The 25657-nt window shown below is 70.2% G+C and carries 22 protein-coding genes, 1 tRNA gene and 1 other RNA gene; 16 read left to right on the top strand and 8 right to left on the bottom strand.

Annotated elements, in window-relative coordinates:
* Positions 1–3 precede the first annotated feature (3 nt).
* From ABD209_RS19405 to ABD209_RS19385, 5 genes are read right to left on the bottom strand one after another with little or no spacing between them, the layout of a single operon-like run.
* Positions 4–1911, bottom strand: a complete 1908-nt coding sequence (locus ABD209_RS19405; protein ID WP_344069643.1) for a propionyl-CoA synthetase — start codon at positions 1909–1911, stop codon at positions 4–6.
* Between the two features lie 32 nt (positions 1912–1943).
* Positions 1944–2642, bottom strand: a complete 699-nt coding sequence (locus tag ABD209_RS19400; protein ID WP_344069640.1) for a transcriptional regulator — start codon at positions 2640–2642, stop codon at positions 1944–1946.
* Positions 2639–3268 carry a sensor histidine kinase gene (locus tag ABD209_RS19395; protein WP_344069638.1) on the bottom strand — a complete coding sequence of 210 codons (630 nt, stop codon included), beginning with the start codon at positions 3266–3268 and terminating at the stop codon, positions 2639–2641. The genes ABD209_RS19400 and ABD209_RS19395 overlap by 4 nt, the downstream gene beginning before the upstream one ends.
* Positions 3269–3274: 6 nt before the next feature.
* Positions 3275–3418, bottom strand: a complete 144-nt coding sequence (locus tag ABD209_RS19390; RefSeq protein WP_344069635.1) for a hypothetical protein — start codon at positions 3416–3418, stop codon at positions 3275–3277.
* Positions 3419–3459: 41 nt separating this feature from the next.
* Positions 3460–3936, bottom strand: coding sequence for a hypothetical protein (locus tag ABD209_RS19385; protein WP_344069632.1), 477 nt, complete (start codon positions 3934–3936; stop codon positions 3460–3462).
* 188 nt (positions 3937–4124) lie between these two features.
* Between ABD209_RS19385 and ABD209_RS19380 the strand changes: the two genes are divergently transcribed.
* Positions 4125–4859, top strand: coding sequence for a hypothetical protein (locus ABD209_RS19380; protein WP_344069629.1), 735 nt, complete (start codon positions 4125–4127; stop codon positions 4857–4859).
* A gap of 151 nt (positions 4860–5010) precedes the next feature.
* Here the strand turns inward: ABD209_RS19380 and ABD209_RS19375 are convergent.
* Positions 5011–5095 (bottom strand) — tRNA-Ser (locus tag ABD209_RS19375).
* Positions 5096–5183: 88 nt separating this feature from the next.
* Here ABD209_RS19375 and ABD209_RS19370 point away from each other — a divergent pair.
* Both ABD209_RS19370 and ffs read left to right on the top strand, forming a co-directional pair.
* Complete coding sequence (locus tag ABD209_RS19370; protein WP_344069627.1) at positions 5184–6350, top strand: hypothetical protein; 1167 nt, start codon at positions 5184–5186, stop codon at positions 6348–6350.
* Between the two features lie 66 nt (positions 6351–6416).
* An RNA gene (gene ffs / locus ABD209_RS19365) (signal recognition particle sRNA small type) lies at positions 6417–6513 on the top strand.
* Here the strand turns inward: ffs and ABD209_RS19360 are convergent.
* Both ABD209_RS19360 and ABD209_RS19355 read right to left on the bottom strand, forming a co-directional pair.
* Positions 6509–8644 (bottom strand): NHL repeat-containing protein, encoded by a 2136-nt coding sequence (locus tag ABD209_RS19360; protein ID WP_344069624.1) that lies wholly within the window; start codon positions 8642–8644, stop codon positions 6509–6511. The genes ffs and ABD209_RS19360 overlap by 5 nt on opposite strands.
* Before the next feature lie 152 nt (positions 8645–8796).
* Positions 8797–9657, bottom strand: a complete 861-nt coding sequence (locus ABD209_RS19355; RefSeq protein ID WP_344069622.1) for a DsbA family oxidoreductase — start codon at positions 9655–9657, stop codon at positions 8797–8799.
* Between the two features lie 212 nt (positions 9658–9869).
* Between ABD209_RS19355 and ABD209_RS19350 the strand changes: the two genes are divergently transcribed.
* The 13 genes from ABD209_RS19350 to ABD209_RS19290 all read left to right on the top strand — a co-directional run bounded on the left by ABD209_RS19350 (position 9870) and on the right by ABD209_RS19290 (position 25614).
* Positions 9870–10493, top strand: a complete 624-nt coding sequence (locus ABD209_RS19350) for an arsenate-mycothiol transferase ArsC (RefSeq protein ID WP_344069619.1) — start codon at positions 9870–9872, stop codon at positions 10491–10493.
* A 63-nt stretch (positions 10494–10556) separates the two neighbouring features.
* Positions 10557–13463, top strand: coding sequence for a DNA polymerase III subunit gamma and tau (locus ABD209_RS19345; protein ID WP_344069616.1), 2907 nt, complete (start codon positions 10557–10559; stop codon positions 13461–13463).
* Between the two features lie 129 nt (positions 13464–13592).
* Positions 13593–14192, top strand: coding sequence for a recombination mediator RecR (recR, locus tag ABD209_RS19340; RefSeq protein ID WP_344069613.1), 600 nt, complete (start codon positions 13593–13595; stop codon positions 14190–14192).
* The gene (locus tag ABD209_RS19335; RefSeq protein ID WP_324386816.1) at positions 14185–14793 is read left to right on the top strand and encodes a DUF5063 domain-containing protein; all 609 of its coding nucleotides are present in this window, start codon (positions 14185–14187) and stop codon (positions 14791–14793) included. The genes recR and ABD209_RS19335 overlap by 8 nt, the downstream gene beginning before the upstream one ends.
* A 134-nt stretch (positions 14794–14927) precedes the next feature.
* Positions 14928–16199, top strand: a complete 1272-nt coding sequence (locus ABD209_RS19330) for an aspartate kinase (protein ID WP_324386817.1) — start codon at positions 14928–14930, stop codon at positions 16197–16199.
* A 198-nt stretch (positions 16200–16397) separates the two neighbouring features.
* Positions 16398–17267 (top strand): LytR C-terminal domain-containing protein, encoded by an 870-nt coding sequence (locus ABD209_RS19325; protein ID WP_344069609.1) that lies wholly within the window; start codon positions 16398–16400, stop codon positions 17265–17267.
* Between the two features lie 199 nt (positions 17268–17466).
* The gene (locus ABD209_RS19320; RefSeq protein ID WP_344069606.1) at positions 17467–18666 is read left to right on the top strand and encodes a pyrophosphate--fructose-6-phosphate 1-phosphotransferase; all 1200 of its coding nucleotides are present in this window, start codon (positions 17467–17469) and stop codon (positions 18664–18666) included.
* 224 nt (positions 18667–18890) lie between these two features.
* Positions 18891–19274: a RidA family protein gene (locus ABD209_RS19315; RefSeq protein ID WP_344069604.1), complete on the top strand. Its 384-nt coding sequence runs from the start codon at positions 18891–18893 to the stop codon at positions 19272–19274.
* Positions 19275–19297: 23 nt separating this feature from the next.
* Positions 19298–20311: a glucose-6-phosphate dehydrogenase (coenzyme-F420) gene (gene fgd / locus ABD209_RS19310; RefSeq protein WP_344069793.1), complete on the top strand. Its 1014-nt coding sequence runs from the start codon at positions 19298–19300 to the stop codon at positions 20309–20311.
* An 84-nt stretch (positions 20312–20395) separates the two neighbouring features.
* Positions 20396–21160 carry a 3-hydroxyacyl-CoA dehydrogenase gene (locus tag ABD209_RS19305; protein ID WP_344069601.1) on the top strand — a complete coding sequence of 255 codons (765 nt, stop codon included), beginning with the start codon at positions 20396–20398 and terminating at the stop codon, positions 21158–21160.
* Between the two features lie 69 nt (positions 21161–21229).
* Entirely contained in the window at positions 21230–22390 is a 1161-nt protein-coding gene (locus tag ABD209_RS19300) for a thiolase family protein (RefSeq protein ID WP_344069598.1), read from the top strand.
* 63 nt (positions 22391–22453) lie between these two features.
* Complete coding sequence (locus ABD209_RS19295; protein WP_344069595.1) at positions 22454–24853, top strand: glycerol-3-phosphate 1-O-acyltransferase; 2400 nt, start codon at positions 22454–22456, stop codon at positions 24851–24853.
* Positions 24850–25614, top strand: coding sequence for an enoyl-CoA hydratase-related protein (locus ABD209_RS19290; RefSeq protein ID WP_344069592.1), 765 nt, complete (start codon positions 24850–24852; stop codon positions 25612–25614). The genes ABD209_RS19295 and ABD209_RS19290 overlap by 4 nt, the downstream gene beginning before the upstream one ends.
* The last annotated feature ends 43 nt before the right edge of the window (positions 25615–25657 follow it).

The raw sequence follows: 25657 nt of genomic DNA, 5'->3' as shown, positions 1-25657 counted from the left end.
CAATCAGTCCGTATGCCGCAGCACGCCGGCCAGCGCGTCCAGCACCGAGGCGTCCTCGATGGTCCCGGGGATGGTGGGGGTCTTGCCGTCCGCGATCTCGCGCATGGTCTTGCGCAGGATCTTGCCCGAGCGGGTCTTCGGCAGCGCCGCGACGATGTCGACCTGCTTCAGCGACGCCACCGCGCCGACCTCGTCGCGAACCCGCTGGACGAGCTCCTTGGCGATCTGGGCGCCCTGGGTGGCCGCGTCATACCCGCCCTTGAGCACCACCAGGCCGCGCGGGACCTGACCCTTGAAGTCGTCGGCGACACCGATGACCGCACATTCGGCAACCGCCGGGTGGCCGGCGAGGGCCGCTTCGATCGAGCCGGTCGAGAGCCGGTGCCCGGCGACATTGAGGACGTCGTCGGTGCGGCCCATGACGTAGATATAGCCGTCCTCGTCGATCATCCCGCCGTCGCCGGTGAGGTAGTAGCCCTCGTACACCGAGAGGTAGCCACCGACATACCGCTCGTCGTCCTGCCACAGGGTCGGGAGCGTGCCGGGCGGGAGCGGCAGCTTGATGGCGATGGCTCCGTCGACCCCCGCGGGCACGGGTGCGCCGTACTCGTCGAGGATCTGCACGTCATACCCGGGCACGGCGACCGACGGCGAGCCGGGCTTGATCGGCATCGGCTCCAGGCCGCGCAGGTTCGCGGCGATCGGCCACCCGGTCTCGGTCTGCCACCAGTTGTCGACGACCTCGCAGTGCAGCAGGTCGTTGGCCCAGTGGTAGGTGTCCGGGTCGAGCCGCTCGCCAGCCAGGAAGACATGGCGCAGCTGCGAAATATCATGTCCGGCAAGGAGTTTGGCCTCCGGGTCCTCCCGCTTGATCGCCCGGTATGCCGTGGGTGCGGTGAACATCGCCCGCGCCCCATAGTCCGCGATGATCCGCCAGAAGGCGCTGGCATCTGGGGTGCCCACCGGCTTGCCCTCGTAGACGATCGTGGTCGCGCCCGTCAGCAGCGGCGCGTAGACGATGTAGGAGTGCCCGACGACCCAGCCGACGTCAGACGCGGTGAACCAGACCTCCCCGGGGTGGATGTCGTAGATGTTCTCCATCGACCAGCGCAGCGCGACCGCGTGCCCGCCGTTATCGCGCACGATGCCCTTGGGGCGGCCGGTGGTGCCGGAGGTGTAGAGGATGTAGAGCGGGTCGGTCGACGCGACCTCGACGCACTCGGCAGGCTCGGCATCGCGCATGACGTCGTCCCAGGTCATCTCCTCCCACTCGGTGTCGCGCGCCCCGACTTCGGCCTCGAGTTGCGGCCGCTGGAGCATGATGAGCGCCTCGGGCTTGTGTTCACTGCGGTCGAGTCCGCCGTCGAGCATCGGCTTGTAGGCGATGGTCCGGGACGGCTCGATGCCGCAGCTGGCGGAGACAACGACCTTGGGCTTCGCGTCCTCGATCCGGGCCGAAAGCTCGGCAGGGGCGAAGCCGCCGAAGACGACCGAGTGCACCGCCCCGAGCCGCGCGCAGGCCAGCATGGCAACCACGGCCTCGGGCACCATGGGCATATAGATCAGGACCCGGTCGCCCTTCTCGACGCCCAGGCTCGCCAAGGCCCCGGCGAACCGGCTCACCTGGTCGAGCAACTCGGCATACGTCAGGCTGCTCTTGGTTCCGGTGACAGGGGAGTCGTAATACAGGGCCACCTGCTCGCCACGGCCGTCGCGGACGTGCCGGTCGAGAGCGTTGAAGCAGGTGTTGAGCGTCCCGTCGGGGAACCAACGGTAGAAGGGCGGATTGCTGTCATCCAGCGCCCTGGTCGGCGCGGTGATCCACTCGATCGCCTCGGCCGCCGCGCCCCAGAAGGCGTTCGGGTCACCGATGGATTGCTCGTATGCCGATGCGTAGGCCCCATTGCTCATGCCGCCATGGTGGTGGGTTGCCTCGTGTCGCGCTAGCGGTGGGGACTGTGATGTGGATCAGCGGCGGTCGGGGCGCGGCGAGCGGCACGTGGTTCACGCTGGCGGGGGCTGATCCCAGCGGTCCTCCCGCACGCGGTCGGCGAGATCGAGCTTGGTCTAGATCGGACGGCCGGCCTCGGCATACTTGCGTTTGACGCGTTCGAGGTATTCCTTCGCGGTCCCGTAGGCGACTCCCGCACGGCGCGCCGATGCCGCGAGCGTCGCCCCGGAGGCGTAGCCGTGAGTACGGCTCGCTCCTGCGGTGAGAGTTGCGAGCGACCTGGGCGGGTGTCGCGGCTGAGCACGAAGGCGAGCTCGGGGGAGATGACGAAGCCGCCTGCGGCAACCTCACGGATAGCGGCGAGCAGAACGTCAAGGTCTTGATCCTTGGAGACATAGCCGGCCGCGCCGGCGCCGACGGTCGCAAGCACAGCCGCCGGCTCGGGGATCGTCGAGACGACCAGGGCGCGAGCGCCCGTAGCAAGGAGCGTGCGGACGTTGTCCGCAGGGTCGGAATCGTCGCGCAGATTGAGGTCGAGCAGGGCGACATCGGCGGCACAGCCGGACTCGACATAGGCGGCGACCGAGGCGGCGGTCAACACCAGATCGACGTCCGGGATCGGGCCAAGCCACAGTCGTAGACCCCCGAGGAGCATGCGGTCATCATCGATGGCGGCCACGCGAATCGTCATACGGGCCACCGCAATTCGACGCTGGTGCCTTGGCCGGGGGCGGAGTCGGCGGCAGCCGAGCCGCCGACATCGCGCATCCGCTCGATGAGCGAGCGGTCGATACCGAGCCCCCGTCGGCAGGCGGCCGGATCGAAGCCGGTGCCGCGGTCGGTGATCGTCACCTGGACCTGGGCATGGGTCCGGCCGGCCCGTGAGCCGAGGGGGCCGTGGTGACGAGCGGTGTCGTGTGAGCCCGAGTCAGTGACCGGGACGTCGTTGTCGCCAGCGAGCGGGTGCTCCGGTGTGCTGCCGACGACGGTCACCCAGGCCTGCCGAGTGCCGCTGTGCCGCACCACATTCGTCAGCGCCTCGCGGACGCAGTCGCCGAGGGCGCGTTCGACCTCCTCGGGCAGGTCGTCGGGGACATCGGCGATGTGGGGATGGACGCGCAACCCGCTCGCTGCGTGCTCGCGGGTCGTGCGGGCGATCTCACCGACGAGATACATCCCCGAGCACGAGCGGGTGCTCGCGATCAGTCCGCGCAGGTAGTCCGCCTCGGCCGAGAGCCGTTGCCGCACAGCGGGTTCAGTGGTATCGACGGAGCCACGCGCGAGAGCCGAGAGGCTCGACAGCACGGTGTCGTGCACGGTGCGTTATTGCCGCGCCCGCTCGTCCTCGCGGGCTTGGTCGGCCTGAGTGGCGGCGAGGAGGGCGTGCTCGAGGGACGCCGCCTGTGCCGCGCGGGCCTCGGCGCGAGCCGCCCGATTCTCGGCGAGCAGCCAGCCGCCCGCGACCACCTGGGTGAGGACTCCCGCCCCGACGAGGACGGCAACATTGCTCAGCCACGCGAGAGCGCCGGCGTGCCGAGAGCGATGGTGCGGATGATGCCGGCCAGGTAGGCGAGCGCGAGCGCGGCGGGCGCGCCCGGGAGCCGTCGGCGAGGCCAGAGCAGCCCGCTGGCGATGCCGATGCCGATCGCGGGGGCGAGGGCGGGATGGGCGAAGCTCGCGCCGTAGGCGTGCCGAGTCGCGACGCCACCGAGGATCAGCGCGAGGCAACCGCCGACGAGCGAGGCCACGCGCGGCGGGGCGGGCGCGCCATACGGCGAAGACGGCGAGGAGCAGTCCGCCGCAAGAGAGCGCATAGGCCGCAATCGCCAGCGGCCGGGATCCCACACCATCGCCGTCGCTGCTCGCCATCGCCAATGGCCACGCGATCGCCTGGGGCCGATCGCCATGAGCACCAGACCCGCTGGGCGGGCGTGGGCCGCCGCTGCGGCGACGGGCGCCGGCTGCGCTTCGGGGTCGCTCGCCACGGGTCAAGCATGCCTGGCGTGCGCGGCACGTGCTGTCGGCAGTTCGGCGGACAGCCGATTCGCCGACGTGCGCCGCGCCTTTTGCCGGGGCAGGGTTGAGGCATGAGTATCAGCAGCCGCACCTGTCCCTCGCTTCGCCGTGCCAACCTCGCTGTCGCGTGTCTGCTGGCCGGCCTGAGCATCTCCGCTTGCGGGAACTCCAGCGTGCCCGTGCCGACAACGTCCGGTTCGGGGACCCGGTCATCCACCGCTGCCGCGAGCGGCTCGACGAGCGGGCCAGCGAGCCCAACGGGGGTGGCTGGGCCGTCCTCCTCGGCATCGGTCATCGGATCGCTACTGGATCGACGACGCGGGAGGCGCCGGCCCCGATCACCGTGGATCATCGGACCTTCCTCGCGCCGCCGGGACTGACGTTCCCACCGGACTCGCGGGTCACCGCCGTCTTCCCCTCGGATTTCGCCACGACGGTGCACCTCGACCCACCGGAGGACGCCGCGATCGTCGCCTACTTCCGCGAACGCCTGCCAGGCTGGGGCTACGCCATGACGAATGACAATGGCACCGTCCTCACCGCGGCGGGACGGGGTTGGGCCATCACGGTCAACGCGGCCATGGTGATCTTCGGCTACTCGCAGGAGGCCGCGGCGGCGCTCGCGCCGACGGATCAGGATCCGAGCATGTGGCTGACCCGCGCCGACCTTGGACTGCGCCATGCCCCGTTGTTCATGCGCTATCCCGCTGGGACGACGGCCACGGACGTGACCGACCCCGAGTCCGGGGCGGGCTATCGGCTGGCGGGTCACTCGCCCGAAGAGTTCCACGCGTTCTCTCGGGCGCACCTGACGGATATGCGCCTGAGCGTCACCGCCGACGACACCGCCGCCGCAGCAACGACCCTTCGCTTCACCGAGGAGGACGGATAGATCAGCACGATCACCGTGACGGCGACCGAGTTCCGGATCGTTCACCGGCTCTCGTCAGGGCCCTCGGCAACGCCGTCCCCGTCGTGATCGGAGGAACGACGACCGCCCCGGACCAGGGGTCCGGGGCGGTCGGTGGTCGCGGGGCGACGGGCGGAGGATGGGGGATTTGAACCCCCGAGGGTTTTATCCCAACACGATTTCCAATCGTGCGCACTAGGCCACTATGCGAATCCTCCGTCAAGGAGGCTACCCGAGGGGGGTGCCCGCGCTGAAATCGCGGCCCGGTGCGCAGCGTTCGCCCTGGCCGGGCGGCATACTGCGGCGGTGAACCGCCGCCCAGCCGCCCTCGCCGTCATTGCGTATGCCGCGCCGGGCATCCTGGCGATGATGTCGATCGGCGCGGCCGTGTCCATGGGCAAGGAGAGCCTGCCCGGGTGGGTCGCCGTGGGATTGATGGTCGGGCTGGTGGCGTGGTTGGGCTATGCGTTCAGCCGGGGCATGCGGCGGCTGCCGAGATGGCAGTTGTTCGGGTCGTTTCCCCTCGTGGTCATCGGCGGGACCGTGCTCGAACACGCGGACCGGTTGTGGCCGGTCACCCTCGCGACGGCCGCGCTGCTGGGCGGGAGCCTGGCCCGCTCACCGGCCGGGATCCCGCCCGGGATGGTCGGTGCGGGCGGGTGGCCGGTGGATGCGCCGCACGTCGCCGGCAGCGAGGCGCGCGGGGCGGCCGGGTGGCCGGCCGACCCGGCAACCTCGGGCCGCCACGAGCGCGGGGCCACGGCATACGGGGCCGGGGGCACGGCATACGGGACCGGGGGCGCGGCATACGGGACCGGGGGCGCGGCATACGGACCTGGGTCGGCGGCACCCAGCGCATGGCCGCACGGAACCGAAGGACCGCAGGACGGCGCGGGCCCGGTCGAGGGGAGCGGACTGCAGGACGTGGCATCAGGGCCGATGGGCGCGGTGAGGCTGGCGGGTGGCGGGACGATCGCGTTCTTGTTGGTGGTGTCCATCGGCACACTGGCCCTGGGCGGCTGGGCGCTGTACAGCGCGATCGCCGGCCGCAACTATGTCCCCGACACCACGGCTGTCCGGATCGTCGGCGGGTTCTTCGGCGCCCTCTTCACGCTGATCGGGCTCGCCGGGATGGTGACTGTCATCGAGCTGCTGGGCACCAAGGAGCAGCGCATCGAGGTGGATGCCATGGGGTTGCGGCGCACCGGGGTTCGGTCGTGGAGTGCGCCGTGGACCGACGTCCGGTCCGTCGGCATCATCGTGCGCGAGCGTCCCGGCCGGACCGTCCGTCGGCAGGTGGTCACGCTGTGGGTCGGCTTGGCGCCCGGTGCCCCGGCCGGACGGCTGGTCGCGGACGGCGCGCGCCCGCCGTACACGCACCGCGATCGCCTGCCCGCGGATAGCCTCGCTGCAGTCGACGGGCTGCTACGCGCCCACGCCGGTGCGCGCTATCGCGGCATCACCGACATCTGATCCGAGTCCCGGGCGTTCGTCCCGGCGGCCGGTCCCGGGCGCCCGAAGGCGTCGCCTACACTTGGCACAGGCACCCCGCGTGGTGGTACCTCACCCAACTCCCCCAGGGCAGGAATGCAGCAAGGGTCAGTGAGCTCTTCCAGGTACGCGGGGTGTCCTTATGTCCGCTTCAGCGTGGCCCGCGATGCCGAGGAGAGCACGCCGGCGCGGTCGACGGCGCGGGCGGACACGTCATACGTGCCGGAGGCGGGAAGTGGCAACTGAACCGTCACGCGCCACGACGGCGCCGTGATGTCCCCCCAGACGACGGCCCGGTTCCACGCGGCAGTCGTCGACCAGCGGTTGCGCTGCGTGTCGAAGTACTGCCCGGTGAGGGTGTCACGGACCTGCACGTCGACGAAGGCGATGCCCGCGCCGGCCCCGGCGCTTCCGGAGACGACGGGTTGCACGCCGCTGCCCAGGCCTGGCTCGATGACGACGGAGGGCACGTTCGCCCGCACTGGCGGCGCCTGCCCGAAGACCGTGATCCGGCCGTTCTTCTGTTCGGCCACATAGAGATTGCCGGTCGGATCGACGGCCAGCCCGGCGGGTCCGCCGAGTTTGCCGAAGGTCGTGCCCGGGCCCCCGATGGTCGCGACCTCGGTGCGCGTGAGCCGGTCGAGCACGCGCACCACGCCGGCCGCTCCGTCGCTGACGAACACCCGATCGCCGCGGATGCTGATGCCCCAGGCCACGCCGCCCAGGGCCACGGTCGTCGCGGCCCCCGACGGCGACAGGATCGTCAGCGACCGCGCGCTCTCGCTGCCCAGCCAGATGTCGCCGGTGGCCGGATCCACGGCCACGGCGGCCAGGCGGGCGACCGGCGAAGCCCATTGGCGCACAAGCGCTTTGCTCGTCAGGTCGTAGACGCGCACCGCGGCCGGACTGGTCTGCACGGTGTAGAGAAGGCCACCCGAGATCTCGATGTCAGCCGTGAAACGCGGCGTCATGATCTGGCCCTGGCCGGTCGTCAGATCCGCCGAGTAACCGAGGACGAAGGGCTGCCCCTCGTAGCTGCTCACCCACACGTTCCCCGTCGCGGGATCGACCGCGACCGCCTTGGGGTAGTTCATTCCATCCGGCGGTGCGGAGCCGCGCCGGCCGGCGCGGGCAAGGAGGGTGCCGTCAGTGGCGTACCGCAGGACGTGCTGGCCGAACGAGTCGACGACCAGCACGTCGCCGCTAGCCGGATCGACATCCACCCCGCGCGGCACCGACAGGCCCGCAGGATCCTCCGGCAGCGCCGGATCGGGAAACACCATTGCCGGTATGCCGTCCGCTCCGAACCCGAGGACGCGTCGCTGCCCGTAGTCGGCTGCCCAGACCATGTGGTCGGGTGCGACCGCCAGTTGACGAGCGCCGTCGACGAACTGTCCCGGACCGGTGCCCTCGGATCCCATCCGACCGGCCCAGGCGCGCGTGCTCAGCGCAAAGGCCTCGATCGTGGCGCCGGCCGCGTTGGAGACATAGAGCCGGTCCAGGCGCTCATCGAGCGCGAGACCCCGCAGGTCGCCGGTCAGTGTCGTGCGGTTGCCGATGTCGTACTTCCAGGTGCCATTGGCGCCGAAGACGTGGACCGTGACATTGCCGGTGTCGGCGACATAGAGATTGCCGGCCCGGTCGGTGACCACGCCCGTCGCCCAACGCACCTGGCCGGGGCGGCTGCCCGGGCGCTTGATGCTGAGCTTGAGAGTGAGCCGGCCGGTGGTCGAACCGGCGGGGATGGACACGGCATACCGCTTGATCGTGGTGCGGCCGCCGAAGGCATCCGGGATCCACAGATCGCCGGTGCTCGGGTCGACCGCGAGCCAGGCCACCTTCTGCGTGATGCCGAACTTGGCGATGAACCGGCCCGTTGCGGAGTACTTGACGACGTCAATCGGCTGCGTCGCCGCGCCGGTGACGGCCAGGTAGTAGGACCCGTCGCGCGGGTCGATTGTCAAGGCGGAGGCCACGCCCGGCACGGCCCCTCCGGGGTTGGTGAAGTCCCCGAGATAGGCGCCGGCGCGGGAGTAGCGCCGGACCTGCTTGGCGACATAGTCCCCGACCGCGAGTTCGTCGCTCACCGGGTTGTAGGCCAGTCCCCACGCAGCGAGGCCGGGGCTCGTCGGCGCCGCGATGACGCGCTGGGCGTAGCGGGGCAACTCATCGGTGCGGGCGATTCCCGCAGTCGCCGGTCCGGCGAAAAGCCAGGTCAGCGCCACGACGACGACGGCAACCAGGCGGCCGAACGCGGGCCCGGGTCGGGTTTGCATCAGGCCATGGTGAGGGTCGGGGACGACCGAGCACAAGGTGTCGCTGCAATGGCCTGTCCGGCCGCGGCGCTGCTATCGATCCGGCCCGAGGGCCAGCGGCCGGCCGCGGCACCGCTAGAGATCACGATGGCCCCGTATGCCGTGGACTCGCCTCAGTGAGCGGATGCGGCGCGCGCTTCAGCGTTGGAACGCGCTGGGGCGCAGACATCGCCGTCACAGCCCACGTCTGCGGTTGCTGAGCATCCGCAGCCGTTCGCGCCGCAACCGCCGGCCGCCGACTCGGTGGCTGCCCCCTCGCCGTCCAGCGCGTCGTCGGACGCGCACCCGCCACCACAACACCCGCCGCCACAGCCGCCGGCGCTGGCCTCCGGGCGGTTGCCCCGGTCGGCCCACGTGTGATCGAGGGCGGAGAGCAGGACATCGACGGGCTGGGCGCCGGTGACGGCGAATTTCTGATCGAGCACGAAGGTCGGCACCCCGGAGACGCCGATCTCGGAAGCGAGCGCCTCGTCGGTGCGCACGTCGATGCCGTGGGCGTCGCCGGCCAGGACCGTGGCGACGACGTCCGCAGCCAGCCCGCCCTCGACGGCCAGGGCGGCGAGCACCTCGGGATCACCGATGGCCGCACCCTCGGAATACCAGGCCCGCATGATCCGGTCGGTGACCGGCGTCTCCACGCCGGCGGCCCGCGACGCGTGGATGAGGCGATGGGCGTCATAGGAGTTGGACGCCACCAGGCGACGCCACTGGAAGTCCAGCCCGACCGCTGCCGCGGCGGCCGCCATCGACTCGTGCTGCGCGACCATCTGTTCCATCGGGACGCCGTATTTGGCGGCGACCCCCTCGATCACCGGCTCGGTGCCGACCCGCGGGGCGTTGCGATCGAGCTCGAAGCTATGCCAGATCACCTCGACCTCGTCGGCATGCTCGAAGCGGGCGAGGGCGAGTTCGAGATGCCGCCGGCCGAGGTGGCAGAAGGGACAGACGATGTCGGACCAGACGTCGATACGCATGGCCCTATTGTCCCTCGCGCCGCGTGTTGGGTCGGCCGGGCGTGGTGGCGGGCCCAGGGTTGTCCCGGCCGAGGACGCCCGTCCGCCAGGCAACTCTCCGTCGGACGGGAAACGACCGCTCGGCGAGGGAGCGACCCGTCGGTGGGTCCCCGCTCGTGACAGCGGGGCGGCCGCGCGCAAGGATGTGATCCGAAGATCACGGAAGGCGAGCGATGCATCACCTGGACGACACGGCATACGAGCAGATCACCGCGGACCTGGCGGCGAAGTTCTCCGACTCGCTCACGCGCGAAGAGGTGGCAGCGGCGGTCGGGCGAGCGCGGGCGGAGCTGGAGCCGGCGTCCCGGCACCCCGAATTCCTCGGCATCCTCGTGGCCAAGCGGGCCCGCGACCTGTTGCAGGCCGACGCAGCCGGCCATGGCGAGGCGCTGCACACGGTGCCGACGATCCTCTTTGCGTGCGAGTGGGGGACCGGCCGCTCCCAGATGGCCGCGGCCTTCGCGCACCGCCTCGGCGGGCGGCACGTTCATGTGCGGGCGACCGGACGGCATACCGCAGTCGCCGTCGACACCCTGGTCGCCGAGGCGATGAGCGAGCGCGGCATCGATCTGGAGCAGCTGTTCCGGAGCAGTCCGGTCGGCGATCCGGTGCATGCCCCGGACATCCTCGTCGAGATGGGGTCTCAGCCGGACGACCTGGGGGCCAAGCTGGTCGTCAGCTGGCCCGTCGCGGACCCGCACGACCAGCCGCTTCGGGTCGTCCGCGAGATCCGTAACGACATCGACGTCCGGGTCCGTAGCCTGCTGACGGAGCTGCGGATCCCGCTCGCCGGGTGAGCGCTGCGGCCGGGTGGTTGCTGCGGGGAGGGGTTGTCGGCTGGCACTACTAAGGTTCCCCGGGTGAGCACCGCCCTGTATCGCCGCTACCGGCCCGACACGTTCGCCGACGTGATCGGGCAGGAGCACGTGACGGTGCCCCTGATGCGCGCCCTCGACTCGGGACGCATCAACCACGCCTACCTCTTCTCGGGTCCGCGCGGCTGCGGCAAGACCACGAGCGCGCGGATCCTGGCACGCTGCCTCAACTGCGAAGAGGGGCCGACCGGCACCCCCTGCGGAGTGTGTGACTCGTGCGTCGCCCTCGCGCGCGGCGGGTCCGGCTCGATCGACGTCATCGAGATCGACGCCGCCAGCCATGGTGGCGTCGACGACGCGCGTGACCTGCGCGAACGTGCGGCCTTCGCCCCCGCCTCGAGCCGGTTCAAGGTCTACATCATCGACGAGGCGCACATGGTCACCCCGCAGGGCTTCAACGCTCTGCTCAAGATCGTCGAAGAGCCGCCCGAGCATGTGAAATTCGTCTTCGCGACGACCGAGCCCGAGAAGGTCATCGGCACTATCCGCTCGCGCACGCACCACTATCCCTTCCGGCTGGTGCCGCCCGCGCGACTGCACGACTATCTCGAGCAGCTGTGCGTGGCCGAGGGGGTGCCCGTCGAGCCGGGCGTGTTGAGCTTCGTCGTGCGCGCGGGCGCGGGGTCGGTGCGTGACTCGCTCTCGGTGCTCGATCAGTTGATGGCCGGCTCCGACCAGCACGGCTTGACATATGACGGCGCCGCCGCTCTTCTCGGGTTCACCGACGCTGAACTGTTGGACGCGACGATCGATGCCTTTGCTGCCGGGGACGGCGCGTCGGTCTTCGGGCAGATCGAGCGGGTGATCGACACCGGGCTCGATCCGCGACGGTTCGTCGAGGATGTGCTCGAGCGCTTCCGCGACCTGATCGTGCTCTCAGCAGCGCCGGACACGGGCGCCTTCGTGCTGCGCGGACTGCCGAGCGACCAGATCGACCGGATGCGGGTGCAGGCTGCGGCCTTCGGGCTGGGGGATCTGTCCCGGTCCGCCGACATTGTCAATGCCGGTCTGACGGAGATGACGGGCGCCACGTCGCCGCGTCTGCAGTTGGAGTTGATCGCCGCGCGCGTGCTGCTGCCGGGCGCCGCGGGCGAACGCGGGTATGCCGCTCGGCTGGACCGGCTCGAACGCCGCTTGGAGGTGGGGGGCGTCCCGTCCGGGGTCGGGCAGGCGGCGGCTTCGCCGGGCACGGGGCCGGCCGCGCGCCCCGCAACTGCCGCGAGCGAGGGGCCTGCCGGCGGGGCGCGTGGGCAGTCGGCGGCTGGCCTGGGGGGATCGGCAGTCGGGGCGCAATCGCTGCCCGAGCCGGAGAAGCCGGTCGGGCACGAGGTCGGCGACGAGCGTGCGGCTAGCCGAGGCGGCGGGGGCGATGGTCCTGGGCAGGGCGGGGCGGCCGGTCGGGGTGAGGTTGGTGGTGAATCTGCGGGCCGGTACGGTTCGGTGCGGGGTCGCGAGATCGGTCAGGAACGCGGCGACGCGGCTGGTCGTGGTGGTGTGGATCGCGGGTCGGCGGCAACGGGCGATGCGCGCGGACCGGGCGGGTCGGCGGGGCCCGGCCGACAAGTCGATGCGGGCGGGTTCGCGGGGCCTGGCGGCCAGAGCGATGCCCGGGGCCCGGGTGGGAACAGCGCTGCGGGACAGCATGGTTCGGTTCGGCCATCGGCTGGTCCGCGGCCGATGATCCGGACCGGGCCGGCGCCGGCCGATTTGTCGGCCGGCGATGGTGCGCCGTCCGGGCGGGGCCCGGGTGGCCTTGATGTCCGGGCCCTGCGTCGTTCCTGGCCGGACGTGCTGGCTCGGATCTTCACCTTGAAGCGGACCACGTGGACCTTCTTGTCGCAGCACGCGCAGGTCCAGGACTACGACGGCCGGCGGCTGGTGCTGACGATCGCCACGGTCGGCCTGGCCAATACCTTCCGGTCCGGCATCCACGCCGAGATCGTGCGCCAGGCACTGATCGACGTCCTGGGCGTGGACGTGCGGGTCGACGCCGTTGCGGGTGGCTCCGGTAGTCGCCGCGAGGGCGGTGACGAGCGGCCGGGTGCCGGGCAGGCTGGTGGCGCACCCGGCGGCCCCGATCGGTCCCGGGGCGGTCATCCCGGGGGCTCTGAGCGCTCGCAGTCGGCACCCGGAGCCGGCGACCGCCGCAGCCGTTATGGCCAGGCCGGCACCGGTCATTCAGGTGACGCAGGGCAATCCGAGGGGGCACTCGGGGTCGGTGCAGGGCAGTCAGGTGCGGGCGCCAGCCCTCCCGTCATTGAGCACGAGCAGGGTCTGGACGCCGGAACCCGAGGGTCGGATGGGCTGCCAGCACAACGGCCGGGGTCGGGTGCCAACGCAAGGTCGGCCGACGTGCCCGATGCCGGCTGGCGCGGCGAGGGGCGGGGTGCCTCCGGGTCGGGTGGACCGGATCAGGCCGCCCGCGAGGCGCTTGGTGGTGGCGGGTCCGGTTGGGGGGCGAGCCCGAACGCCGGCTCGCCGAGCTGGGCCGATGTGTCTGGCGCAGCCCCGGACGGGGCGAGCCCTTCGCCGGGTGCCGCCGCCCAGGATCAGGCGGCGGGCGACGGCCCGGCCGCCGACCCCGCCGGGCACGCCTCGCACGGGGGGTCGTCGCAATCGGCCCGGGCCACACGGGCCGGACATGGGTCGGGCCCGGGCGCGCGTGGGCCGGCCAGTGGCGCGAACACCGGTGAATCCTCCCGTCCTGCCCCCGTCGGGCGGGTGGTGACCGAGCTGAGCACTCAGCATCCGGCCGTTGATGCGGACATCGATGACGAGGACCTGATCAGCGACGACGACGAGGACGTCATCGCCCTCGGCGAGGTCGGCCGCCCGGTGATCGAGCGCGTGCTTGGTGGGACCGTCATCTGGTCCGAGGGCGACGAGAGCTGACCGGGCGCTCAGCCGGGGCCTGACCGCTTTCCCTTCGGCGAGATCGGCCGACGGCGAATACGGTCCCGCGCAAGCGGGCGCCGGGGCGCGTCGGGCGCTGTTGTCGGTGCGAGCGCATAGGGTGATCACGTGTACGAAGGCGTGGTCCAGGACCTCATCGACGAGCTCGGGCAGTTGCCCGGGATCGGCCCCAAGAGCGCCCAGCGCATTGCCTTCCACCTGCTCAGCGCCGAGGCAGCGGACGTCCAGCGCCTGATCACGGCGTTGTCTGAGGTCAAGGACAAGGTCACCTTCTGCAGCACGTGCGGCAATGTTGCCCAGGACACCCAGTGCCGCATCTGCGCCGACCCGCGGCGCGACACCCACGCCCTGTGCGTCGTCGAAGAACCCAAGGACGTCGTCGCGATCGAACGCACCCGCGAGTTCAAGGGTCGCTACCACGTCCTCGGCGGCGCGATCAGCCCGATCGACGGGATCGGTCCCGATCAGCTGCGCATCGCCGAGCTCATGCGCCGCCTCGGTGGTGACGAGATCACCGAGGTCATCATCGCGACCGACCCCAATATCGAGGGCGAGGCGACCGCCGCATATCTCGCTCGCCAGCTGCGGCCGCTCGGCCTGCGCGTGACCCGGCTGGCGTCCGGCCTGCCCGTCGGCGGCGACCTGGAGTATGCCGACGAAGTCACCCTGGGCCGCGCCTTCGAAGGACGGAGACTCATCGATGCCTGACCGGACCGACGCCATCGACACCAGCGTCACCGACACCGACGCCCCGGACACCGCGGATCTCGCCCAGCTCGCCGAGATCTCCGCCCTCGAAGCTCGGGCCTTCCTCGACACCATGACCGAGATCGCCTCCGGCACCAGCCCCGAGGCGGCTCTCTCGTTGGCCCTCCTCGCGACCTCGCAGGTCCTTGTCACCGGTGCCCGGCTCGGTGCGGTCCAGGACGTCGTCCTGCGCGAGCGCTTCGAGCCCGACGACGGCCCGGACACCGATGTCGACGCCCTCCAGTCCGCGATCCTCAACGTCTTCGAGGGGTTGGACACCTATGCCGACCTCGTCGACCCGGTGACCACTCACGAGTTGACCACCGGCTCGTTGAGCGCCGACTTCGCCGCCGTCGTCGCCGCCCTCGATCACGGCCTGCGGCACTACGACCGCGGCAACCGGATCGAAGCCCTGTGGTGGTGGCAGTTCAGCTATCTGTCCGACTGGGGCGAGCGGGCGGCCATGGCCCTGCGCGTGCTGCACTCCCTGCTGGCGCACGTCCGGCTCGACGCCGACGAGGACATCGTCGCCGAGGCCGAATTCGACGCACTGCACCCCTGACCGGCCACCGCCTCGGCGGGCTGGGGGCGCCGTCACGAGCGCGGGGGTCCGGCATACGGAAAATGCGGTTGTCTGCCGCGTCGCCTCCTTAGAGTGGACGCGCCCCTGCCCCTAGCGACCTGGAGCTGTCAGCCGTGCCGATCGTCGTCCAGAAATACGGTGGCTCGTCGGTCGCCGACGCCGAGAGCATCAAACGCGTCGCGCGCCGGATCATCGACACGCGCAAGGAAGGCAATGACGTCGTCGTCGCGGTCTCCGCGATGGGCGACACCACCGACGAACTTCTCGACCTCGCACGCGAGGTCAGCCCGATGCCGCCCCCGCGTGAGCTCGACATGCTGATGACCGCCGGAGAGCGGATTTCGATGGCGCTGCTGGCGATGGCCATCGCCGACCAGGGACACAGCGTGCGCTCCTTCACCGGCTCGCAGGCCGGTGTCATCACCGACGCCCAACACGGCAGGGCCAAGATCATCGACGTCACGCCCGGCCGGATCACCGAGGCCCTCGGCAAGGGGCACATCGTCATCGTCGCCGGCTTCCAAGGTGTCAGCAAGGAAACCAAGGAGATCACCACGCTCGGGCGCGGCGGGTCGGACACGACCGCCGTCGCGCTCGCTGCCGCGCTGCGGGCGAGCGTCTGCGAGATCTACACCGACGTCGACGGCGTCTTCACGGCCGACCCGCGGATCGTTCCAGCAGCGCGCAAGCTGGACCGGATCACCGCCGAGGAGATGCTCGAGCTCGCGGCCAGCGGTTCGAAGGTGCTCCACCTGCGCAGCGTCGAGTATGCACGCCGCTTCGACATCCCCATCCATGTCCGCTCCTCCTTCACCAGCAAGGAGGGCACTCTCGTCACCGACCAGCCCGCTCCCGAAGGAGAAGCCGTGGAAGCACCGATCATTGCCGGGGTCGCCACCGACCGTAGCGAGGCCAAGGTCACCGTGGTCGGCGTCCCCGACCGCTCCGGTATGGCCGCCCAGATCTTCGCTGCGATCGCCGACGCCGAGATCAATCTCGACATGATCGTCCAGAATGTCTCCGCGACTGAGACCGGCCTGACCGATATCTCCTTCACCGTCCCGATCAGCGAGGGGCCGGCGGCCATGCAGGCCCTGTCGAAGATCCAGGACGAGGTCGGCTTCGCCTCCTTGCTGTATGACGACCAGATCGGGACGTTGTCGCTGGTCGGGGCGGGCATGAAGTCCAACCCGGGGGTGTCGGCGACCTTCTTCAAGGCCCTTGCCGCGGCCGACATCAACGTCGAAATGATCTCGACCTCCGAGATTCGCATCTCGGTGGTCATGCGCGACGACCGGCTTGATGAGGCCGTGCGCGCCGTGCATACGGCCTTCGGTCTCGACTCCGACCAGGAAGCCGTCGTCTACGCCGGCACCGGCCGCTGACCACCCCAGGACCCAGCGCCGTGTCTCGACTGTGACGATCCTTCGGCCAACCGCCCGCCGCCGCTGAGCGTCAACACTCGGAGGACGTCACAGAACTGTTATCAAAGTTTATCAGTGTGACTTGTGTTGCGCTAGTGATCAATGTGACCAGTGAGGCAGACTGAGCCTTCAGTGACACGAGCGAAGGGACGAGGACGGATGACGCAGGTCCCGGTGGCACCGGACGACGCACGGCGTGCCATCCGCTGGCGCCAACGGCGCCGCTTCGTGCTGCTTATCACCCTGCCTGGGTTGATCGTCGGTGGAGCGAGCGTGGCCGGGGCCTATGGAGCAGGCCTGCTCACCCGTAAACCCGCCATCGCGTGTGTCTCGGCCGTCGTCCCGGCCCCGGCCCGCGACTCCTTCGACATCCTGGTCACCAACTCGAACGAGACCGCCGGACAGGGCGGCAAGGTCGCCAAGGCCCTGACCAAGCGGGGATTCGTCGTCAAGGACGTCAGCAATGCGCCCGACGGCGTCTACATCAAGCGGGCCGCGATGATCTACCACGGCCCCAAGGGCTTGGATCAGGCGCTGCTCGTTGCGGCACAGATTCCCGGCGCCCGCACGTGGAACGACGGCCGCGGTGGTAGCACGGTCGAGGTCGTGATCGGCTACGGGTTCACCGGGCTGAAGCCGGTCCCGCCGCCGCCGGCCCCGCTGCCGAGCGAGATCACGGTGAATGTCTACAACACGACCTGGCGCGCCGGCCTCGCCGCGACGGTCGCCGACGACCTGGCCAGCCGCGGATTCCACCTCGGCACCGTCGGCAACGACCCGCTGCGCAGCTTCCTGCCCGATGACATCGCGGTCATCCGCTTCGGCCCGGACGGCGCGGATGCCGCCGCCACCGTGCAGCAGAACCTGCCCGGTGCCCGGATGCAACAGGACGCCCGCGAGGGCAGTGGCGTCGACCTGGTCATCGGCAACGGGTTCACCTCTCTCCTGGAAAAGTCCCAGGTTCCCCGGCCGCCTAAGCGCGTCGCCCCGCCGGCCGAGACCGTCGCCCGGCCCTGCGCCGCCGGCTGACGCCGCGCTCCTACCTGCCTGGCGGGACGACGCAGCCGCCTGACCGCTGCGGGATGTCGGCGATCGACGCCATGATGCGGATCGGTCTGCGCTTACCCACGGCGCCGAATCGGAGCATGTGACGACGGCCGGTTCGCCGACCGTATGCCGGAGTGGAAGGATGGGAGCACGTCACCTTCGCCTTCCCGAAAGGTTCGTCATGCCCGTTCGCAAGGTCGCCATGCTCACCGCCGGCGGCATCGCCCCCTGCCTGTCCAGTGCCGTCGGTGGCCTGATCGAGCGCTACACCGAGACCGCTCCCGAGGTGGAGATCATCGGCTATCTCGATGGCTACGCCGGCCTGCTCACCGGCAACTCGCTTCCCGTCACCGCCGAGGTGCGCGAGGGCGCCCACCTGCTGCACCACTTCGGCGGCAGCCCGCTCGGCAACTCGCGCGTCAAGCTGACCAATGTCGCCGATTGCGTCAAGCGCGGCCTGGTCAAGGAGGGCCAGGACCCCCTGCATGTCGCCGCCGAGCAGCTGACCAAGGACGGCGTTGACGTGCTGCACACGATCGGCGGGGACGACACCAACACGACGGCCGCCGATCTCGCGGCCTACCTGCACGAGAACGGCTACGAGCTCCAGGTCGTCGGCCTGCCCAAGACCATCGATAACGACGTGGTCCCGATCCGGCAGACCCTCGGCGCCTGGACGGCGGCCGAGCAGGGGGCCATCTTTGCCAAGAACATCATCGGCGAGCACACCTCGAATCCGCGGATGCTCATTGTCCACGAGGTCATGGGGCGCCACTGCGGATGGCTGACGGCCGAGACCGCCCGGCGCTACCACACGTGGGTGGGGGAGCAGGCATACGTGCCGGGGATCGGGAACTCGCAGCAGCGGTGGGATGTGCACGGGGTCTATGTCCCGGAGTCGCACATCGACATCGCCGCCGAGGGTGCGCGACTGCGCGCCACCATGGACGAGATCGGCTGCGTCAACATCTTCCTGTCCGAGGGCGCGGGCGTCGCGGACGTCGTCGCTGAGATGGAGGCCGCGGGGGATGAGGTGCCGCGTGACCCGTTCGGCCACGTCATGCTCGACAAGGTCAACCCGGGTGCCTGGTTCGCCAAGCAGTTCGCGGCCGCGATCGGCGCCGAGAAGGTCATGGTCCAGAAGTCGGGCTACTTCGCCCGGTCGGCGGCGGCCAATGACGAGGACCTCGCCTTGATCAAGCGCTGCACCGATTTCGCGGTGGATGCGGCCCTGCGCGGCGAGAGCGGCGTGGTCGGCGAGGACGAGCAGGCCGGCGACGAGCTGCGGGCGATCGAGTTCCCGCGCATCCGCGGCGCCAAGGCCTTCGACCCGCAGGTCGAGTGGTTCCAGGCGCTCCTGCGCGACATCGGCCAGCACTGACCCCCGTCCCTAACTGCTGCTAGGACACCCCTCGAAGTTCTCCGCTCCTTCGTCGCTCCGATACTTCGTGGGGACCCCGTCCGTCCGTGGTTTCGTAACACTGCTAGCAGAGGTTTGGTGTCCTCCAGCAGGGTCGACCATGCTGAAGGACACCTAACCTGCGCTAAGTCGCCGGCTCGGCACCCCTCATCCCGGGCGTCAACTCAAAGGAGAGTCGCAGTTCAATGGATCGTCGCCATGCCTCGTCCGGTTCACCGTATGAAGCGACCATCGGCTTCAGTCGCGCCGTCCGGGTGGGCAATCACATCGCCGTCAGCGGCACCGCCCCTATCTGGCCCGACGGTGGCATCGTGCTCGACCCCCTCGACCAGGCCCGCCGATGCTGGGAGATCGCGATCGGCGCGCTGACCGAGCTCGGCGGGAGCGTTTCGGAGGTCGTGCGGACCCGCCAGTACATCACCAGCGCCGACGCCGCCGAACCGGTCTCCCAGGCCCACGGCGAGGTCTTCCACGACGTGCGGCCCGCGAGCACCGTGGTCGTCGTCGCCGGCCTGCTCGACCCGCGCTGGCAGGTCGAGGTCGAGTTGGACGCCATCGTTTCCGAGTGAGACGTCAGTTGAAGGAGCAACGAGTGGGCATACGGATCGGATACAAGGCGTCGGCGGAGCAGTTCGCGCCGGCGCGGCTGGCGGATTATGCCGTGCTGGCCGAACAGGTCGGACTGGACAGCGCGTCGATCTCGGATCACTACCAACCCTGGCGGCTGACCGGCGGGCACGCGCCGAACGCCCTCGCGTGGTTAGCGTATGTCGCGGCCCGCACCGAGCGGATCACCCTCGGCACGTCCGTGCTCACCCCGACCTTCCGCTACAACCCGGCGGTCGTCGCCCAGGAGTTCGCGACCCTCGCCTGCCTGGCTCCCGGTCGCGTCTTCCTCGGGGTCGGCAGCGGTGAGGCCCTCAACGAGATCGCGGTCGGCGCTGTCGAGCAGTGGCCGGAGTTCAAGGAACGCTTCGCGCGGCTGCGCGAGGCCGTCACCGTGATGCGCAGGCTTTGGACCGAGGACGAGGTCACCTTCGATGGCGACTACTTCCACACCGTCGGCGCGCGCATCTTCGATCGCCCCGAGGACCCGGTGCCCGTCTACGTCGCGGCGAGCGGCCCGATGGTTGCCCGGTATGCCGGCCGCGTCGCCGACGGCTTCATCTGCACCTCCGGCAAGGGTCGCGAGCTGTATGCCGATGAGCTGATCCCCGCGGTCGCCGAAGGACGCGCGAAGGCCGGCCGGGCCGAGGATCCGATCGAGCGGATGATCGAGATCAAGCTCTCCTGGGACCCCGACCCGCAGGCCGCCCTCGAGAACACCCGCTTCTGGGCGCCGCTCTCGCTGACCGCCGAACAGAAGCACAGCATCCACAGCCCGGGCGAGATGGAGGCGGCGGCCGACGAGCTGCCGATCGAGCAGGTCGCCAAGCGCTGGATCGTGGCCAGCGAGGCCGACGCGGTCGTCGAGGCGGTCCGCTTCTACACCGACCTCGGCTTCGACCACCTCGTCTTCCACGCCCCTGGCGATGACCAGGAGCGCTTCCTGCGCACCTTCGCCGAGCAGGCCCTCCCCGGCCTGCGTGAGCTGCGGGCCGCCTGACCAGCGCCGGCGCGCCCCGACCCGGCCGCGCCGGCATACGCACGACACACCACGGCATACGCAAAGCAAGAAAGGTGCTTGACCATGGACATCAGCGGCAGCGTCGCCCTCGTCACCGGAGGGGCGTCCGGGCTCGGCCTGGCCACCACTCGTCAACTTCTCGGCCTTGGCGCGTCGGTCGTCATCGTCGACCTGCCCAGCAGCAAGGGCGCGGAGGTCGCGGCCGAACTCGGCGAGCGCGTCGCCTTCGCGCCGGCCGATGTCACGAAGGAGGCTGACGTCCAGGCCGCGGTCGCGCGGGCCGCCGAGCTCGGCACCCTGCGCGTCGCGGTGAACTGCGCAGGCATCGCCCCGCCGGCGCGCACCGTCGGCCGCGACGGGTCGCCCTTCCCGCTCGATCTGTTCACCGCGGTCGTCATGGTGAATCTGGTCGGCACCTTCAACGTCATCCGCCTCGCCGCGGCCGCGATCGCCAAGGCCGACCCGATCGGCGAGGAGCGCGGCGTCATTGTCAACACCGCGAGCGTCGCCGCCTTCGAGGGCCAGATCGGTCAGGCCGCGTATGCCGCGTCCAAGGGTGGCGTGGTCGGTATGACGCTCCCCATCGCCCGTGACCTCGCCGCCCTGAAGATCCGGGTCACCACCATCGCGCCGGGACTGTTCAAGACGCCGATGCTCGCCGGCCTGCCGCAGGATGCTCAGGACTCGCTCGGTGCGCAAGTCCCGCACCCGGCCCGCCTCGGGGACCCGAGCGAGTACGCCGCGCTGGTCGGGCACATCATCGCCAACCCGATGCTCAACGGCGAGACCATCCGTCTCGACGGGGCGATCCGGATGGCGCCGCGCTGACCCGTCGCCCGCGACAACGTGACACAGCCGACGTGGTTACCGGCGCGCCGGACAGGCAAGATGAACCCCATGTCACCGCGTGATGCCGTCATCGTCGAGGCCGTCCGGACCCCCGTGGGGAAGCGCAAGGGATCCTTGGCCTCCGTCCACCCGCAGGATCTGTCCGCGCACGTGCTCACGGCCCTCGCCGAACGCAGCGGCATCGACCCCGCCGAGGTCGACGATGTCATCTGGGGCGCGGTCATGCAGGTCGGCAGTCAGGGCTTCAATATCGCCCGCAACAGCGTGCTCGCGGCCGGCTGGCCCGAAGGCGTGCCCGGCACCACCATCGATCGCCAGTGCGGGTCCTCCCAGCAGGCCGTCCACTTCGCCGCCGCCGGCCTGATCGCCGGCCAGTACGACGTCGTCGTCGCCGGTGGCGTCGAGGTGATGAGCGCGGTGCCGCTGGGGGCGTCGATGGCGGGCGGGGAGTTCGGCCCGGTGTATGCCGATTCGGTGCTCAAGCGCTATGGCGTGCCCACCTTCAACCAAGGCATCGGCGCCGAGATGATGGCTCAGAAGTGGGGCTTCAGCCGGCAAGCCCAGGACGAGTTCGCGAGCGCCTCCCACGCCAAGCTCGCCGATGCCATCGACGCCGGCCGGCTGACCGGTCAGTATGCGCCGGTCGACCTCCCGGGCGGTGGCCGGCTGGAGGTCGACGAGGGCCTGCGCCGAGGCACTACCCCGGAGTCGCTCGCGAGCCTCAAGCCGGTCTTCCGCGAGGACGGCACGGTGCACGCCGGCAATGCCTCGCAGATCAGCGACGGGGCCGCCGGATTGTTGATGATGACCTCGGCCAAGGCCGCCGCGCTCGGACTGACGCCGATCGCTCGCTTCCACACCGGCGTCCTCGCCGGCGACGACCCGGTGATGATGCTCAGCGCGCCCATCCCCGCCACCGCCAAGGCGCTGGCCAAGGCCGGCCTGACGATCGACGACATCGGGGTCTTCGAGGTCAACGAGGCCTTTGCGCCCGTGCCCATGGCCTGGCTGGCCGAGACCGGCGCGGACCCCGCCAAGCTCAACCCCAATGGCGGGGCAATCGCGATCGGCCATCCGCTCGGTGGATCGGGGGCGCGCCTAATGACCCAGATGCTTCACCACATGAAGGACAACGGCATCCGCTACGGCCTGCAGACCATGTGCGAAGGCGGCGGCATGGCCAACGCAACCATTATCGAACTGCTGTAGAAAGGGCCCCATGCATCGCTCGCGCACCTGCCCGTTCTGGGCCTTTCCTCCTGCCGGACCGCGATGAGCGCCGGCACGGCGGACCTCGCCTATGCCCCAGACCAGCCAATCGTCGCCGTGGGCACCGCACGCACCCCGGTCGAGGAGAGGCTGATCCGGTCCTGGGTCGATGAACACTTGGGCAGTCATCCGGGTGGGATGGACCTCTTCGTGCTGCCCCGTGGGGCATCGACGACCGGCGATTTCACGGGCCTGAGCCGCCGGATCGAGGGCGACGCAGACGCGCTCCTGGTGCCGATCGGCGTGACCTGGCTGCCGGCCGAACATCAGGACGGCTCACGCAAGGTCAGCGTCACCGACCTGGTCCGTGGCCGCAATCCCTACAAGCCCAAGGAGCGCCAGCAGGCCCAGATTGCCCGGAGCGACCCGGACCGCGGCCGGATTGTCATCGGGACGCCGGCCGCTCTCTCGCGGGTGCGGGATCGCTTCGCCGAAGGTGGCGGCGATGCCAGCCAGGATCCGGTGGCCTTCGCTCGCTACGTCGGGCGCCGGGGCCGGCTGGCCCTGCAGCGCGCCGACGCCCAGTTGCTCGGACCGCAGTTCAAGTCGGCCAAGCTGGTCAAGGACGAGATGCTCGCCTCCCGGCACTTCCAGGCGGGCCTGGCCAATCTGCGCACCACCTTGGGCCCGGTCACGGTGACGACCGAGAAGGTCGAGGAGATCCTCGACGAACTCGCGACCGGCTGGAGCCGCTATTTCGTCGACGTCTTCCCGCGGGTCGGTCGGGCGGTCTTCGGCCGGGGCTTCGACCCGCAGATCGACACCATGCCCGACGAGATCGACCGGCTGCGCCGGACCACCGCCGACCACCCCGTCTCTTTTCTGTGGTCGCATCGTTCGAATCTTGACAACCTGGTCTTCACCGCGTGCCTGGAAGAGAACGACTTCCCGCTGCCTTATCTCTTCGCGGGCATCAATATGTCCTTCGGGCCGATGGGCTCGATCATGCGTCGCGCCGGCGTTGTCTTCATCCGGCGCACGATCGGCGACAACGCGCTCTACAAGTTCATCCTCAAGGAATATGTCGGCTACCTCGCCGAGAAGCGCTTCAACCTCAGTTGGTCGATCGAGGGGACGCGCTCGCGAACCGGCAAGATGCTTCCCCCCAAGCTGGGCATTCTCGGGTTCGTCGCCGATGCCTATATCGAGGGCCGCTCCGATGACATCGCCCTGCAGCCGGTGTCCATCACCTTCGACCAACTCCACGAGATCGGCGAGTATGCCGAATACGCCCGCGGCGGCAAGAAGGCGGCCGAGGGCTTCTCCTGGCTCTACAACTTCATCAAGGCGCAGGGCTCGAACAACTTCGGCAAGATCTATGTCCGCTTCCCCGAGCCGGTGATGATCCGCTCACTGATGGGCCCGCCCAATGGTGAGACCGCGACTGATCCGGCCAAGCGCAAGCTGGCCCTGCAGAAGCTCGCCTTCGAGGTCGCCTGGCGGATGAACGAAGCAACCCCGGTGACCTCGACGGCGCTGGTCACCACGATCCTGCTCGGGGTCCAGGGCACGGCGATGACCGCGGCCCAGGTGACCACGGCGTTGGCCCGCGTCTTGGACTATCTCGACGCGCGGTCGGTGCCGCTGGCGTCGAGTGTCGCCAACCTCCGCACCGCCACAGGTGTCGAGCAGGTGCTCGCCGCGCTCGCCTCTTCGGGCACCGTGACACGCGTGGACGGGGCACGGGACCGGGTCTGGCTGATCAAGCCCGAGGACCAGCTCGCCGCGACCTTCTATCGCAATGCGATCGTCCATCGCTTCTTGATCTCCGCCATCTGCGAGATGTCGCTCGTGCTGGCCGAGCGCGAGGCCGACCCCGGCCCGGATCGGATTGCGGCCTTCTGGGCCGCCGTGGACCGCTTGCGCGACCTGCTCAAGTTCGAGTTCTATTTCAAGGAGAAGTCGGAGTATCGCAGCCGGGTTGACGCGGAGATGACTCGCTCGTTGCCGGACTGGCAAGAGCGTCTCGCGGCACCGGACTTCGACGTCCGCCGCACCCTGACGGCGATGTGGCCCCTTTTCTCTCCCTTCACGCTGCGACCCTTCTTCGAGGCCTACGAGATCGTCGCCGACGTGCTCATGGACTATCCGGAGACGGGGGCGATCGAGAAGGCGAAGGTCACCAAGGACGCGCTCAAACTCGGTGATCAGTTCGTCGCCCAGAAGCGGGTCTCCTCCGAGGAGCCGGTGTCCTCACTGCTGTTCGGCACGGCCTTGCAACTGGCCGACAATCTCGGCGTGCTTGCCGAAGGCCCGGACCGTCCAGAACGCGTGGCCAACTTCCGCACGCGTCTACACGACGTCCTCGACGCCATCGACGTCGTCGCCACCGTGATGACCGATGTGTATGCCCGCGAGCGCCGCCGGGCGCATCGCCCGGCCGCCCCGAGCCACCAGGCATGATCCGCGTCCGCGTCGCGGGCGATATCGCCGCCCTGACCTTCGATGCGCCCGAGCGGCTCAACGCCGTTGACGCGCCGATGCTGGCGGATCTGACGGCGGCGCTCGAGCGGCTCGACGCCGACCCGGGCGTGCGGGTGATCACGCTCACCGGCGCGGGCCGGGGCTTCTGCGCGGGCGCGAGTCTGGCGGTCCCGGCGGACGGCCCATTGGAGATCGATACCGCCACGCTCTATGCCGCGGGCCGCGCCGTCGCCGCGATGACGGCGACCCGCACGCCGATGCTCGCCCTGGTCAATGGGGTGGCTGCCGGTGTCGGCGTCTCCTTCGCGCTCGCCGCCGACTACGTGCTGGCCAGCGAGGCAGCGAGCTTCATGCTCGCGTTCACCAAGATCGGGCTGATGCCCGACGGCGGGGCGACGGCGCTCGTGGCCGCGAGCATCGGGCGTGCGCGGGCGATGCGCCTCGCGCTGACGGCCGAGCGCCTCCCGGCGGCGACCGCGGCGCAGTGGGGCCTGATCGCCGAGGTCGTCCCGACCGCCGAGTTCGCCGCGCGATCGGCGGTTCTGGCCCGCGAACTCGCCGCCTCCGCGCCGCTGGCCACCGGCGCGACCAAGACCGCAATCAATGCCGCGAGCCTGGATCTGGCCGCGGCGATCGGACGCGAGGAGACCGGGCAGGAGGCGCTGCTGCATACGGCGGATTTCCGCGAGGGCGTCGGCGCCTTCAACGGCAAGCGTGCCGCGCGCTTCCACGGCGCCTGACCTTCAGCGCCCTCTCGGTCCATCCGCAGGGGCCGCTCAGCGG

Origin of the sequence: Nostocoides vanveenii, assembly GCF_039531165.1 — a bacterium.
Lineage (GTDB): Bacteria > Actinomycetota > Actinomycetes > Actinomycetales > Dermatophilaceae > Nostocoides_A > Nostocoides_A vanveenii.
This window is presented reverse-complemented; position numbering and strand designations above follow the sequence as displayed.

Bases quoted from the DNA above. Each gene is read 5' to 3' on its own strand.
- ABD209_RS19405 (WP_344069643.1), bottom strand. From the start codon at position 1,911: ATGAGCAATGGGGCCTACGCATCGGCATACGAGCAATCCATCGGTGAC.
- ABD209_RS19400 (WP_344069640.1), bottom strand. From the start codon at position 2,642: ATGACGATTCGCGTGGCCGCCATCGATGATGACCGCATGCTCCTCGGG.
- ABD209_RS19360 (WP_344069624.1), bottom strand. From the start codon at position 8,644: ATGCAAACCCGACCCGGGCCCGCGTTCGGCCGCCTGGTTGCCGTCGTC.
- ABD209_RS19355 (WP_344069622.1), bottom strand. From the start codon at position 9,657: ATGCGTATCGACGTCTGGTCCGACATCGTCTGTCCCTTCTGCCACCTC.
- ABD209_RS19350 (WP_344069619.1), top strand. From the start codon at position 9,870: ATGCATCACCTGGACGACACGGCATACGAGCAGATCACCGCGGACCTG.
- ABD209_RS19335 (WP_324386816.1), top strand. From the start codon at position 14,185: ATGCCTGACCGGACCGACGCCATCGACACCAGCGTCACCGACACCGAC.
- ABD209_RS19325 (WP_344069609.1), top strand. From the start codon at position 16,398: ATGACGCAGGTCCCGGTGGCACCGGACGACGCACGGCGTGCCATCCGC.
- ABD209_RS19320 (WP_344069606.1), top strand. From the start codon at position 17,467: ATGCCCGTTCGCAAGGTCGCCATGCTCACCGCCGGCGGCATCGCCCCC.
- ABD209_RS19315 (WP_344069604.1), top strand. From the start codon at position 18,891: ATGGATCGTCGCCATGCCTCGTCCGGTTCACCGTATGAAGCGACCATC.
- ABD209_RS19305 (WP_344069601.1), top strand. From the start codon at position 20,396: ATGGACATCAGCGGCAGCGTCGCCCTCGTCACCGGAGGGGCGTCCGGG.
- ABD209_RS19300 (WP_344069598.1), top strand. From the start codon at position 21,230: ATGTCACCGCGTGATGCCGTCATCGTCGAGGCCGTCCGGACCCCCGTG.
- ABD209_RS19295 (WP_344069595.1), top strand. From the start codon at position 22,454: ATGAGCGCCGGCACGGCGGACCTCGCCTATGCCCCAGACCAGCCAATC.
- ABD209_RS19290 (WP_344069592.1), top strand. From the start codon at position 24,850: ATGATCCGCGTCCGCGTCGCGGGCGATATCGCCGCCCTGACCTTCGAT.